Here is a 12786-nt window from a genome sequence, read left to right on the forward strand (position 1 = left end):
CAAATTTTTAAGCTTCATCTCGCAACTTCATCGCACCGCCTCCCCCGCACCTCGTTCCCACCGGACAGAGGACTATATGAGACGGAAGCAGCTCCGCCCCACTCAGCCGTCGCGGCCCAGACCCACGCGGCTCGGCCGACGACTGATCACCGGCATCGTGATGGCCGGTCTGATCGTCGTCGGACTCACCCCCCTCTCGGCGACCGCGGCCGAGCGCCCCAACCAGTCGATCGGCAAGAGCGTGTCGGCGAGCGGGTCCGAGGGGAACCACCCGGCCTCCAACGTCACCGACGGCAACCAGGCCTCGTACTGGGAGGGACCGAACAACGCGTTCCCGCAGACGCTGAGGATCGACCTCGGCGAGAGCGTCTCCGTCGACCAGGTGGTGCTCAAGCTCCCCACCACCTGGGAGGCCCGTACCCAGGCCCTCAGCGTCCAGGGCAGCACGGACGGGAACAGCTACAACACCCTCTCCGCCGCGCAGGGACGGCTGTTCACCCCGTCCTCGGCGAACACCGTCACCATCGACTTCCCCTCCACCACCGTCCGTTACGTACGGCTGAACATCACCGGCAACACGGGGTGGCCGGCGGCGCAGATCTCCGAGTTCGGGATCTACGGTCCGGCGGCCGGCGATCCGGGCGACCCCGACCCCGGTGACGACGGCACCGATCTGGCGCGCGGCAAACCGATCGAGGCATCGTCCACGATCCACACGTTCGTCGCGGCCAACGCCAACGACGACAAGCTCAACACGTACTGGGAGTCCACCGGGCACCCGTCGAACCTGACGGTCAAGCTCGGGGCCGAGGCCGACATCACCTCCGTCGTGGTCAAGCTCAACCCCGACTCCGCGTGGGGCCCCCGGACGCAGAGCATCCAGGTGCTCGGCCGCGCCCAGGGCGCGACCGCCTTCACCTCACTGAAGGCCCGCGCGGAGTACGCCTTCAGCCCGTCGGGCAACCAGAACTCGGTACGGATCCCGGTCACCGGCCGGGTCGCCGACCTGCGGCTCCAGATCTTCTCCAACACCGGTGCGCAGGGCGGCCAGGTCGCCGAGCTCCAGGTCATCGGGCGGCCCGCGCCCAACCCGGACCTCACCGTCACCGCGCTCTCCTGGTCCCCCACCTCCCCGGTGGAGACCGACGCGACCACCGTGAGCGCGACGGTGCGCAACGTCGGCACGGCCGCCTCCGGCCCGACGACCGTCAACGTCAGCATCGGCGGAACGGTCGCGGGCAGCGCCTCGGTCGGCGCCCTCAACGCGGGCGCCTCGCAGATCGTCCAGGTCGCCGCCGGCAAGCGAGCCGAGGGCAGTTACAAGGTGACGGCGGTGGTGGACCCGACCGACACCGTCGTCGAGCAGGACAACGACAACAACAGCTTCACCGCGGCCGGATCGCTGGTCGTGGGGCAGGCCCCCGGCCCCGACCTCCAGGTGCTGAGCATCGGCTCCACACCGCAGAACCCCGCCGTCGGGGCGCAGGTCCAGTTCACCGTGGCGGTGCAGAACCGCGGCACCACCGCGACCGGCGCCACCACGGTCACCCGGGTGACCGTGGGCGGCACGACGCTCAACACGAACACCCCGTCGATCGCGGCCGGCGCGACGACGAACGTGAGCGTCAACGGCAGTTGGACCGCCACGAGCGGCGGCGCCAACATCGTGGCCACCGCCGACGCGACGAACACCGTGACGGAGACCAACGAGACCAACAACTCGTTCTCCCGCTCGATCGTGGTCGGGCGCGGGGCGGCGGTCCCGTACGTCGAGTACGAGGCGGAGGCCGGCCGGTACCAGGGCACCCTGGTGGAGGCCGACGCGGTGCGCACCTTCGGGCACACCAACTTCGGCTCCGAGTCCTCGGGCCGCAAGTCGGTACGGCTGACCAGCACGGGCCAGTTCGTGGAGTTCACCTCCACCAATCCCGCGAACTCGATCGTGGTGCGCAACTCGATCCCGGACGCCCCGAACGGCGGCGGCACCGAGGCCACGATCAGCCTGTACGCCAACGACACCTTCCTGAAGAAGCTGACCCTCTCCTCGAAGCACAGCTGGCTGTACGGGAACACGGACGGACCCGAGGCCCTGACGAACACGCCCCAGGCCGACGCCCGGCGGCTCTTCGACGAGGCCAACTCGCTGCTGTCCACGACCTATCCGGCGGGCACCAAGTTCAAGCTCCAGCGTGACGCCGGTGACAACGCGTCCTTCTACTACATCGACCTGATCGATCTGGAGCAGGTCGCGCCCCCGGCGAGCAAGCCGGCCGAGTGCACCTCGATCACGGACTACGGCGCGGTGCCGGGCGACGGGATCGACGACACGGCCGCCATCCAGGCGGCGGTCACGGCCGACCAGAACGGCACCATCGCGTGTGTCTGGATCCCGGCGGGCCAGTGGCGCCAGGAGAAGAAGATCCTGACCGACGACCCCCTGAACCAGGGGCAGTTCAACCAGATCGGAATCAAGGACGTCACCATCCGCGGCGCGGGCATGTGGCATTCACAGCTCTACACCCTGACCGAGCCGCAGAACGCGGGCGGCATCAACCATCCGCACGAGGGCAACTTCGGCTTCGACATCGACGACAACACCAAGATCTCGGACATCGCCATCTTCGGCTCCGGCCGGATCCGCGGCGGTGACGGCAACGCCGAGGGCGGAGTCGGCCTCAACGGCCGGTTCGGCAAGAACACCAAGATCTCCAACGTCTGGATCGAGCACGCCAACGTGGGGGCCTGGGTCGGCCGCGACTACGACAACATCCCGTCGCTCTGGGGCCCCGCCGACGGCCTCGAATTCACCGGCATGCGGATCCGCAACACCTACGCCGACGGCATCAACTTCACCAACGGCACGCGGAACTCCAAGGTGTTCAACTCCTCGTTCCGCACCACCGGCGACGACTCCCTGGCGGTCTGGGCCAACCGGTACGTCAAGGACACGTCGGTCGACGTCGCGCACGACAACTCCTTCACCAACAACACCATCCAGCTGCCCTGGCGCGCGACCGGCATCGCGGTCTACGGCGGTTACGACAACAAGATCGAGAACAACATCGTCTCCGACACGGCCAACTACCCGGGCATCATGCTGGCGACCGACCACGACCCGCTGCCCTTCTCCGGGCAGACCCTGATCGCCAACAACGCGCTCCACCGCACGGGCGGCGCCTTCTGGAACGAGGACCAGGAGTTCGGTGCCATCACCCTGTTCGCGGCGAGCCGGGACATCCCCGGCGTCACGATCAGGGACACCGACATCCACGACTCCACGTACGACGGCATCCAGTTCAAGACGGGCGGCGGCACCATGCCGGGCGTCGTGATCGACAACGTCAGGATCGACAAATCCAACAACGGCGCCGGCATCCTGGCCATGAGCGGCGCCCGCGGCAGCGCGGCCCTGTCGAACGTGACCATCACCAACTCGGCTGACGGCCATGTCGTCACCCAGCCGGGTTCGGGCTTCGTGATCACGGGCGGCCCGGCGGCGGCACCGGCGTCGGGCAGAGTGACGGGCGGTGGCCGACGGTAACCACGTAGGGCACACGGCAGGTGCGGACCGGGGACGACCCCGGTCCGCACCTGTTCCCGTCACTCCCGCGGCACGCGACAAACCCGGCGACGCGGGCGGTCATCCCCGGAATACTGCTCGGCCATGGATGAGGTCAATGTTGTCGTCGCCCATTCCGAGCGTGCGACCCTGCGCGTCGGCGATGTGTTCCTGAAGGTGGACGCCGATCAGGCGCGTATCGCCGTCGAGGTCGAGGCGATGGCCCTGACGCCGGTCCCGACCCCGGAGGTCCTCTGGCACAAGCCGCCCGTGCTCGCGATCGCCGCGGTGCCGGGGACGGCACTCGGCCGCCTCGGCGAGCCGTCGACCGCTTCCCCGGCGGCGTGGGCCGCGGCGGGTGCCGCCGTCCGGAAGTTGCACGACGCGCCGTTGCCGCCCTTCCCGGGCCGGGGAAGGGGCCTCGCCGAGTTGACGGTGGATCTCGACCACGAGTGCGAGCGGCTCGTGACGACCGGCGTCCTGCCCGCCGACCTGGTCACCCGCAACCGCCAGGTCGCCGAGGCGGCGCTGCGGCCGTGGACTCCCGTGTTCACGCACGGCGACCTGCAGATCACTCATGTGTTCGTCGACGGTGACGAGGTCACCGGGATCATCGACTGGTCCGAGGCGGGCCGGGGTGATGCCCTGTTCGACCTCGCCACCTTGACGCTCGGACACGAGGAGCACCTCGGTGATGTCGTCGACGGCTACGGCACCGACGTCGACCTCGACGTGATCCGCGCGTGGTGGTCACTGCGAAGCCTGCTGGTGGTTCGCTGGCTGGCCGAGCACGGCTTCGACCCGTTCGCGGCGGGCTGTGAGGTCGACGTGCTGAGATCCCGGATGCGGGGCTGACCGGGCCCGCTGCTGTGAGGGGAGTCGGCCTCGGGCGCGGAAGAAGCCCCGCTCCTGGGCCGGAACCAGGGTTCCGCACGGCACCATGCGGCCGCCCATAGGCTTACGACCCGGCCCCGGCGGATGACGCGCGACACCGCCGGCGGCAGTTGACGCCGGCCGTCCCTGTCCAGGCCGAGCGGACATCCGCCGGAGTGGGCGGACGCCGCCCGGACGCAGGTCGGGTCAGGTTCGCGCGCCGGTGTCCCGGCGCCCGTCTTCCGCGACTGCGGGCGATCCGCGGTGCCGTCGGCCGTACTCACGGCGGCACAACCGGTCATGGCAGCCGACCAAGTCGGCGTGGGACGCGTGACACGCCGCTGACCTCATGTGGTGCGGCCGGATTGGGACGCGCGTGGGATCGTGGGACGGGAGTCTGGGGCAGACGTCACGGGGGTGGAGTCTTGAACGGGCCAAAGACATCAGGGGAGTTGGCCGAAGTTCTGGCGGGGCTGAAGGAGCGCAGTGGCCTCAGCTACCAGGAGTTGGGGCGGCGGGTCTTCACGAGCAGTTCCACCCTTCACCGGTACTGCAACGGCAAGGGGACACCGGCGGACTTCGACCTCGTCGTCCGTATCGCCAAGGAGTGCGGAGCCGACGCGGAGGAACTCAACACGCTCCTGGGCTGCTGGAAGACCGCGACAGGGGAGGGCCGGGCCGAAGGACCCGTCCAAGCCCCGGCCGAAGCCCGGGCCGAAGTCCTTTCCGAAGTCCCGACCAGGAAGGGGCCGCCGCTCTGGGGCCTGAGGCTTCTCCTCGCCGGCGTCATGGCGCTCGTCGTTCTCGGCACCGCCGTCGCGAGCGCCCCGTTCGAGCCCGCGGTCCTGCCCGTGGCGGCGCCGGTCGGATCCACGAGCTGGACGCAGACACCGAGGCCCGTCGATCCGGAACTGTTCGGTGTGACGATGAACAGCTTCAGCGGGGCCATGCCCTCCTTCCGGACCGGTGCGCTGCGGCTGTGGGACAGCGAGACCCGCTGGGCCCAACTGGAGCCCGCGAAGGGTGAGTACGACTGGTCCACGCTCGACCGGCTCCTCGACGGCGCCGAACGGGAGGGTCTGCCCACGATGTTCGTCTTCGGCGCCACGCCCTCATGGGCCGCGCCGGACGCCCGGAAGGCCGCGTATCCGGAGAGTTCCCGAGCGGCACCACCGGACGACCTCGACGACTGGGACGCGTTCGTAGGCGCTCTCGTACAGCACGCGGGTGCCCGTATCGACGCCTACGAACTGTGGGCCGTGGCGAACCATGAGCACCACTACAACGGCAGCGTCAGGACACTTGTGGAGATGACCCGGCGCGCGAGCCGCATCATCCGGAAGGCTGACGCGAACGCGACCGTGGTGTGCCCCTCGATCACCGATCTGTGGGGAGCCGAGGCACACGAATTTCTGCTGCGGTTCGCCGAGTCGGGCGGCTACCAGCACTGCGACGCGGCGGGGATCAAGCTGTACCAGCGTCGGGTCACCGACCCCCCGGAGACCATGCTCGAAGCGGTACGCAAGGTCGATCGGACGTTCCACCGGGCCGGCTACCACCTACCCCTGTGGAGCACCGGCACGGTGCAGACCCTGCCACTGAACGATCCCCTGGACAAGGAGACGGCCGCCAACCACGCGGTCCGCTTCTATCTGACGGGCCTGTACGCCCGGAACCGGGACCTGGAACGTATGTACTTCTACGCATGGGGCAACGGCAAGATCCCCCTGGTCCTCCAGGCCGAGGGTCAACCACCCACCAAGGCCGGTGAGTTCGTCGCCCGCCTCCAGCGGTGGCTGGCCTCCGCGGACCTCCGCTCCTGCGGCCGGGGCCTCCAGATCGACCTGCCCGAGAACGTCTGGCAGTGCGAATTCCTCATCCCCGATGACCGGGGCACCCGCCGCCCGGCCCACATCCGCTGGACCCACACGGGCACAGCCGAAACCGACCTCGGCTCCGGCGCCCGCACGGTGGAGCACCTTGACGGCACGACACACGAGGTGGACGGCCGGGAGACGGTACCTGTCACGGGACGACCGATTCTGATCCGGTACGGCTGAGGGACCCCCGGCCCGGACCCCCGCCGGAGCACCGAATCCGGCACGCGGGGCCGCGCCGTACTTCGGTGGTCAGGGGGTCAGATCGCCGGCGTGGTCCTGCGACCGGTGGAGGCGCGGAGGACCACGGCGAGAGCGACCAGGACGATGCCGAACCAGACGACGCTCGTGACGCCCACATGGTCGGCGAACAGGCCGCCGATGAGGGCGCCCAGGGCTATGCAGGTGTTGTAGGCCATGGTGTTGAGCGACATCGCGGCCTCGAAGGTCTCGGGGGCCGCCGAGAGCGTCATGTTGATCTGGCTGAGCTGGACGACGCCGAAGGCGAGGCCCCAAAGGATCATGGCGGCGATCACGCCGACGTCGTACGTGCCGATGGTCAGCAGCATGACGAGTGCCGCGATCATGATCAGGCCGCCCACGATGAAACTGCCCCGCAGGCTCTTGTTGACGGTCTGGCCGCCGATGAAGTTGCCGATCGCGCCGCCGGTACCGAAGACGATGAGGACGACGGTGATGAAGCCGACGGTGGCGGACGTACTGTCCTCGAGATAGGGCCGTACGAACGTGTAGGCACCGAAGTGGCCGAGGACGAAGAACACGACCATGACCAGGACCAGACGCAGCGGCACGTTCCTGACGGGTAGTTCGAAGACCTCGCGGACCGAGACCGCGTTGGCCGACGGGAGCGACGGGAGCGTGACGGCAACCGCGAGGAACACCAGAGCGCTGAGCCCGGCCCAGATCAGGAAGGTGGTGCGCCAGTCGCCGGCGCTCTCCAGCAGCGTGCCGAGCGGGATGCCGACGACGGTGGCGATCGAGATTCCGGACATCACGACAGCGGCAGCCCGGTTGGCGTGCGCCGGCGGGACGATGCGCATGGCCATGCTGACGCCGATGGCCCAGAAGACGCCACTCGCGAAGCCCATGATCAGGCGGGTGCCCAGGATCAGCGGGTAGTTCGGGGCGATCGCGGTGATCAGGTTACCGACGGCCAGGACTGCCAGCAGGGTCGTCAGCAGCCGGCGCCGGTTGACGCGCCGGGTCCATGCCACGATGAACGGCACACCGAGACCTGCCGCGAGACCCTGCGCCGTGACCATGAGGCCAACCGAGCCCACGGAAACCCCAAGGCTCGCGCTGAGCGGGGTGAGCAGGCCGATCGGCATCAGTTCGGTGGTGAGGAAGATGAACAGACTGGCGGTGATGGCGGCCACACCCAGCCATCCCCGGGTCGGGGACACCTGCTTCTGCGGTGTGACGGGGGAGTTTGTCTCGTCCTGCATACTCATGTCGACTCTCTAAATGTGGTCATGCGTGGTACGCGAATGCCTCTCGGCGCCGGCGTCCAACGAGTTCGGTCCGCGTGGGCGCGGCTGACCGAGCACAACGGCCAGGAAGACGACGACCATGCCGACGATCTGGAGGGCCGACAGCGTCTGGTCCTTGACGAGGTAGCCCAGCAGGGTCGCCACGACCGGGCTGCCCAGTGCGAGGAAGGAGACCGCCACAGCCGGCAGGCGTTCGATGCCCCGGAACCATGCGATGTAGCTCAGGATCGCGCCCAGGGTGATGAGGTGGGCGAACCCGATGACATTGGAGCGGGTGAGACCGTCGGGAAGGTCTTCCAGCGACAGCCAGAACGGCAGCAGGACCAGACCGCCCGCTGTGAGTTGCCACCCGGTGAACGCGAGCAGGCCGACGCCCTCCGGCCGTCCCCACCGCTTGGTCAGTGTGATGCCCGAGGCCATGCACAGCGCTCCGCCGACCGCGGCGAGGAGTCCGGTGGTGTCGAGCGACGCCGTGCCTCTGAAGACGAGCAACGCCACTCCCCCGATGCCCATCGCGCAGGCCAGGGCGTGGACGGGTCTGATCCTCTCGCCGAGGAAGAGGGCGGCGAGGATGATCACGAACATGGGCTGCGCGGACATGACCATGGCCGCGATGCCACCGGGCACTCGGTAGGCCGCGACGAAGAGCAGGAAGTTGAAGGCGCCGATGTTCAGACCACCCAGCACCAGCGCGCGCCACCACCAGATGCCGACGGGAAGTTTCCGGCCGACGGCCAGCAGCACCAGACCGCCGGGCAGGGCCCGCATGGTGGTCGCCAGGAGCGGCCGGTCCTGAGGGAGCAGCTCGGTGGTCACCAGGTAGGTGCTGCCCCAGACCGCCGGAGCCAGGCCGGTCAGGGCCACCGTGAGCACCTTGTGCCTGTTCTTCATCTCGCCTCACAACCCGTGGGATTGACCGTGGTTCCTGGCATCTGTCCGGCCTGCTCAGTCGAAGATCGGCATCCAGCTCGGAACGCGATGGCGTGGTGGTCATGGCGGGCGCTCGTCCTTTCGGTGTCACGGGCGCGATGGCGCGTGCGGGCATGCCTCGGCGCTGTGCGCCCTGGTGCGGGAGGTGGCGGAGGAGCGGCTTCCGGGCATGCCGGACAGGCTCCGATCGGGGCCGCCCGGCGGAGTCGGCCCGATCGGGGACGATCCCGCCGTGTGCGGTCGTCATCAGTGTCGGGCCGGGGAGATCGATGAGTCCAACACATGCTTGTCACGCGATGAATCTCGTATCACGATGGATCCATGGAGCTCCAGCAGATGCGGTACGTGATCGCCGTGGCCGAGATGAACAGCTTCACGAAGGCTGCCCAACGCTGCCTTGTGGTCCAGTCCGCACTCAGCCACCAGATCGCGCGCCTGGAGAAGGAGTTGGGTGCGAGGCTCTTCGAACGCACCAGCCGCCGCGTCCGATTGACCCCGGCGGGCGCGGCCTTTCTGCCCGCCGCCCGCCAGTGCCTCGACGCGGCGGAGCGGGTCGCCGCCGAAGTCGCGGCGGCCGTCGGGGAGGTACGCGGACGGCTCGCGGTGGGGCTGATCCCCAGCGTGGCCGCCGTGGACATTCCCGCTGTCCTCAGGGAATTCCACCGGCGCCATCCGAAGGCCCGGATCAGCCTCAGTGTGGGGGCGAGCGACGAGCTCGCCGAGCAGGTCAGGCAGGGCGATATCGAGGTGGCCTTTCTCGGCATCCCGGTCACGGCCCGCCCCCGGGGCGTCATGGCCCGGAAGCTGGCCGAGGAGCGGCTGGTCGCCGTGGTCTCCCCGGATCACCCGCTCGCCGGCGAGACCTCGGTCGACCTCCGTCGGCTGTCCTCGGAGGTGTTCGTGGACCTCCCGGCGAAGACCGCCGGCCGGGCCCAGTCCGACCTGGCCTTCACCGCCGCCGGCCTCACCCGCGAGGTCGCCTTCGAGGTGACCAACGCGGACTACCTGACCCGTCTGGTCGGCGCGGGCCTTGGCGTGGCCCTGCTCCCGCCCACGTATGCCGAGGGCCTGGCCGGGATGACCACGATCGAGGTCACGGACGCACCGGCCCGCGCCGAGTATGTGATCTGGGGCCGGGAGAACCGCGCCCCGGCGGCCAACGCATTCCTGGAGCTGCTGGGCATCGAGGAGGAGTGAACCTCTTGCCGGGCAAGATCCCGGGCACACGAAGAACTCCCAGCCCGGACGAATCCGTGCTGGGAGCTTTTTCTGGTCTGGCTGGTGTCCGAGGGGGGACTTGAACCCCCACGCCCGATAAAGGGCACTAGCACCTCAAGCTAGCGCGTCTGCCATTCCGCCACCCGGACGAGTGGTCGAACCTCGGCGTTTCCGCCGGGCTGACGTAAAGAACGATACCAGGGCCCGGGAGTGCTCTTCACCCGCATATCCCATGGTCCGGGGCGCACGGACGGATCTTCGCCGCTCCGTGCGGCCCGGCTCGCCGCGGTTACGGCTTCGGCTCCTGCGAGATGCGCACCAAGTTGCCCGAGGGGTCGCGGAACGCGCAGTCGCGGGGGCCCCAGGGCTGGTCCATGGGCTCCTGGAGCACCTCGGCGCCCGATGCCCGCAGCTTCTCGAAGGTCGCGTCGAGGTCGTCGGTGCGGAAGATGAGCTGGGTGAGGACGCCCTTGGTGAGCAGTTCCTGGAGGGCGTCGCCGTCGGCCTGGGAGCGGCCGGCGTGCGGTTCCGAGAGGACCAGTTCGAGGCCGGGCTGGGTCGGGCTGCCGAGGGTGACCCAGCGGAAGTCGCCCGAGGAGACGTCGTTGCGCATCTCGAAGCCGAGCGCGTCGCGGTAGAAGGCGAGCGCCTCGTCGGGGTCGTTGACGGTGATGTGGCAGTACTGGAGTGCGATGGTCATACCGTCAACGCTAGGCCGCGGCCTTGCCGCCCGCTTCTCGGATCCTGCTCGGTGCGTCCCTGGTCGGCCGGGTGCGTACCCTCGCCACGCATTCGGGCATCGCCGTCACGGCGCCGTGCTCGCGGGCGGCGTACGCGCGCGGTGTCTCGCCCAGGATCTCGGTGAAGCGCGAGCTGAACGAGCCGAGCGACGTACAGCCCACGGCCATGCACGCGTCGGTCACGCTCGTGCCCGTGCGCAGCAGCGCCATGGCGCGCTCGATGCGGCGGGTCATGAGGTAGCTGTACGGGGTCTCGCCGTAGGCCGCGCGGAACCGCCGGGAGAAGTGCGCCGGGGACATCAGCGCGTGCCGGGCCATCGTGGGCACGTCGAGCGGGCGTGCGTACTCGCGGTCGATCAGATCCCGGGCCCGCCGCAGGTGCGCGAGGTTGGCGAGATCGTTCGGGTTCATGGGTACGACGCTACACCGGCCCACTGACAGCCCGGCCGGCCTGCGGAGATGCCCGGCCGGGGGACGGCTGGGGAATCGGCTGAGGAGGGGTCCGGCGACCTCAGCCGATTCCGGTTCAGGGCCGTTCAGGGCCGTTCAGGGCCGTACCGGAGCCACCGTCACGGCATCAGGTGGTAGTCCGGGAAGTTGCCCGGCGGGCGCTCCCCGTCCGGGCCGATGGTGACCGCCTTGACGAGCAGTTCGCCGCCGACGAAGGCGCCGCGCCAGGAGGAGCCGAAACCGCCGAACAGTTCCTCGCGGTCGCCGCGGGAGCGGGGCCGCCCGTGGCCGACCTTGAAGGCGCGTATCTGGGGTGACAGGCGCGCGTAGGTGTCCGGGTCGTCGGTCGCCAGCGTCGCGGCCAGTGCCCCGTTGGAGGCGTTCATCGCGGCCAGGAGTTCCGCCTCGGTGTCGACCAGGACGATCGTGTCGACCGGCCCGAAGGGCTCCGCGTGGTGCAGCGGCGAGGACGGCGGCGGGCCCAGCAGCGTCACCGGCGCGAAGTAGGCGGAGGTGTCCTGGCCGGGCAGGAAGCGCCCGTCGTCGAGCGATCCGTGGTGGAGGGGGACGGCGCCGCGGTCGATGGCCTCGGCGACCTGGTCGTCCAGTTCCTTGGCCTTGGCCGCGTTGATGAGCGGGCCGAAGTCCAGTTCGGGCAGCGGGTCGCCGGGGTGCTCGACGGCCAGCGGGTGCCCCAGCCGGATGGAGCGTACGGCGGGCAGGTAGGCGCCGAGGAAGTCCGCGAACAGCGAGCGCTGGACGACGAAGCGCGGGTACGCGGTGCAGCGCTGCTTGCCGTAGTCGAACAGCTTGGGGATGACGGCGGTGAGCGCGTCCCAGTCGGTGTGGTTCCAGATACCCCAGGTGTTGAGGCCCTCCTGTTCGAGGATGTGGCGCTTGCCGAGGTCGGCGACCGTGGTGGCGATCCGGGCGCCGGTGTCGCGGCCTCCCACGAAGGAGACGCAGCCGATCTCCGGCGAGCGGACGAGGGCCTCGGACAGCTCGCCGCCGCTGCCGCTGACCAGCGTGATCGGCAGTCCCTCGCGGACGGCGAGAGCGGCGGCCAGGGTGAGACAGGCGACGCCGCCGTCGGTGGGCGCCTTGGCGATGACCGCGTTGCCGGCCAGGGCCTGGACGAGCATGGCGTGGACGAGGACGGACATCGGGTAGTTCCAGCTGGCGATGTTGGAGACCGGGCCCGGCAGCGGGCCGCGGCCCTCCAGCATGGGTTCGACGCCCTCCACGTACCAGCGCACGCCGTCGATCGCCCGGTCGACGTCCGCCTGGGCCAGGCGCCAGGGCTTGCCGATCTCCCAGACGAGGAGCAGGGCGAGCAGTTCGCGGTGCTCGGTCAGGGCGTCGAGGGTGGCGGAGACACGGGCGCGGCGCTCGGGCAGCGGGACGTGCCGCCAGGCACGGTGCTGGTCGAGCGAGGCGCGTACGGCCCGCTGGGCGGTCTCGGCGTCGAGCCGGGGCGGCCCGGCGATCGGGCTCCCGTCGACGGGGCTGTACGCGGGGAGGGTACGGCCGCCGGACTGCCAGGAGGCGGCCCAGAGGTTGAGGACGTGGTCGTCCCGGAAGGCCTCGGGGGCGACGGCGAGAGAGTGCTGCCAGGCGTCGGACCAGGC

9 protein-coding genes and 1 tRNA gene are annotated in these 12786 nt (G+C 69.7%); 4 read left to right on the forward strand and 6 right to left on the reverse strand.

Annotated elements, in window-relative coordinates:
- Positions 1-76: 76 nt before the first annotated feature.
- The 3 genes from GXP76_RS14730 to GXP76_RS14740 all read left to right on the forward strand — a co-directional run bounded on the left by GXP76_RS14730 (position 77) and on the right by GXP76_RS14740 (position 6492).
- Entirely contained in the window at positions 77-3541 is a 3465-nt protein-coding gene (locus tag GXP76_RS14730; protein WP_374361062.1) for a CARDB domain-containing protein, read from the forward strand.
- Positions 3542-3664: 123 nt separating this feature from the next.
- Positions 3665-4414 (forward strand): phosphotransferase family protein, encoded by a 750-nt coding sequence (locus GXP76_RS14735; RefSeq protein WP_242571949.1) that lies wholly within the window; start codon positions 3665-3667, stop codon positions 4412-4414.
- Between the two features lie 470 nt (positions 4415-4884).
- A complete protein-coding gene (locus tag GXP76_RS14740; RefSeq protein WP_242571950.1) occupies positions 4885-6492 on the forward strand; it encodes a helix-turn-helix domain-containing protein in 1608 nt (535 codons plus the stop codon).
- 77 nt (positions 6493-6569) lie between these two features.
- On the opposite strand, the gene GXP76_RS14745 is transcribed toward GXP76_RS14740, so the two are convergent.
- Together GXP76_RS14745 and GXP76_RS14750 are read right to left on the reverse strand one after the other, a co-directional pair.
- Positions 6570-7781, reverse strand: coding sequence for an MFS transporter (locus GXP76_RS14745; protein WP_242571951.1), 1212 nt, complete (start codon positions 7779-7781; stop codon positions 6570-6572).
- Between the two features lie 9 nt (positions 7782-7790).
- Positions 7791-8711 carry an EamA family transporter gene (locus GXP76_RS14750; protein WP_242571952.1) on the reverse strand — a complete coding sequence of 307 codons (921 nt, stop codon included), beginning with the start codon at positions 8709-8711 and terminating at the stop codon, positions 7791-7793.
- 360 nt (positions 8712-9071) lie between these two features.
- Between GXP76_RS14750 and GXP76_RS14755 the strand changes: the two genes are divergently transcribed.
- On the forward strand, positions 9072-9947 hold the full coding sequence (locus GXP76_RS14755; RefSeq protein WP_242571953.1) for a LysR family transcriptional regulator: 876 nt from the start codon (positions 9072-9074) through the stop codon (positions 9945-9947).
- 82 nt (positions 9948-10029) lie between these two features.
- Here the strand turns inward: GXP76_RS14755 and GXP76_RS14760 are convergent.
- From GXP76_RS14760 to GXP76_RS14775, 4 genes are all read right to left on the reverse strand, one after another.
- Positions 10030-10117 (reverse strand) — tRNA-Leu (locus GXP76_RS14760).
- Positions 10118-10257: 140 nt separating this feature from the next.
- Positions 10258-10668: a VOC family protein gene (locus tag GXP76_RS14765; protein WP_242571954.1), complete on the reverse strand. Its 411-nt coding sequence runs from the start codon at positions 10666-10668 to the stop codon at positions 10258-10260.
- 10 nt (positions 10669-10678) lie between these two features.
- On the reverse strand, positions 10679-11119 hold the full coding sequence (locus tag GXP76_RS14770; RefSeq protein WP_242571955.1) for a helix-turn-helix transcriptional regulator: 441 nt from the start codon (positions 11117-11119) through the stop codon (positions 10679-10681).
- Between the two features lie 158 nt (positions 11120-11277).
- A partial coding sequence (locus GXP76_RS14775) for an aldehyde dehydrogenase family protein (protein ID WP_242571956.1) occupies positions 11278-12786 on the reverse strand: 1509 nt, incomplete at its 5' end.

This window comes from Streptomyces sp. NP-1717, assembly GCF_022695985.1.
In the GTDB taxonomy this organism is placed as follows: Bacteria; Actinomycetota; Actinomycetes; order Streptomycetales; family Streptomycetaceae; genus Streptomyces.

Coding starts and splice junctions, on each gene's coding strand:
- GXP76_RS14730 (WP_374361062.1), top strand. CDS start 77: ATGAGACGGAAGCAGCTCCGCCCCACTCAGCCGTCGCGGCCCAGACCC.
- GXP76_RS14735 (WP_242571949.1), top strand. CDS start 3,665: ATGGATGAGGTCAATGTTGTCGTCGCCCATTCCGAGCGTGCGACCCTG.
- GXP76_RS14745 (WP_242571951.1), bottom strand. CDS start 7,781: ATGAGTATGCAGGACGAGACAAACTCCCCCGTCACACCGCAGAAGCAG.
- GXP76_RS14750 (WP_242571952.1), bottom strand. CDS start 8,711: ATGAAGAACAGGCACAAGGTGCTCACGGTGGCCCTGACCGGCCTGGCT.
- GXP76_RS14755 (WP_242571953.1), top strand. CDS start 9,072: ATGGAGCTCCAGCAGATGCGGTACGTGATCGCCGTGGCCGAGATGAAC.
- GXP76_RS14765 (WP_242571954.1), bottom strand. CDS start 10,668: ATGACCATCGCACTCCAGTACTGCCACATCACCGTCAACGACCCCGAC.
- GXP76_RS14770 (WP_242571955.1), bottom strand. CDS start 11,119: ATGAACCCGAACGATCTCGCCAACCTCGCGCACCTGCGGCGGGCCCGG.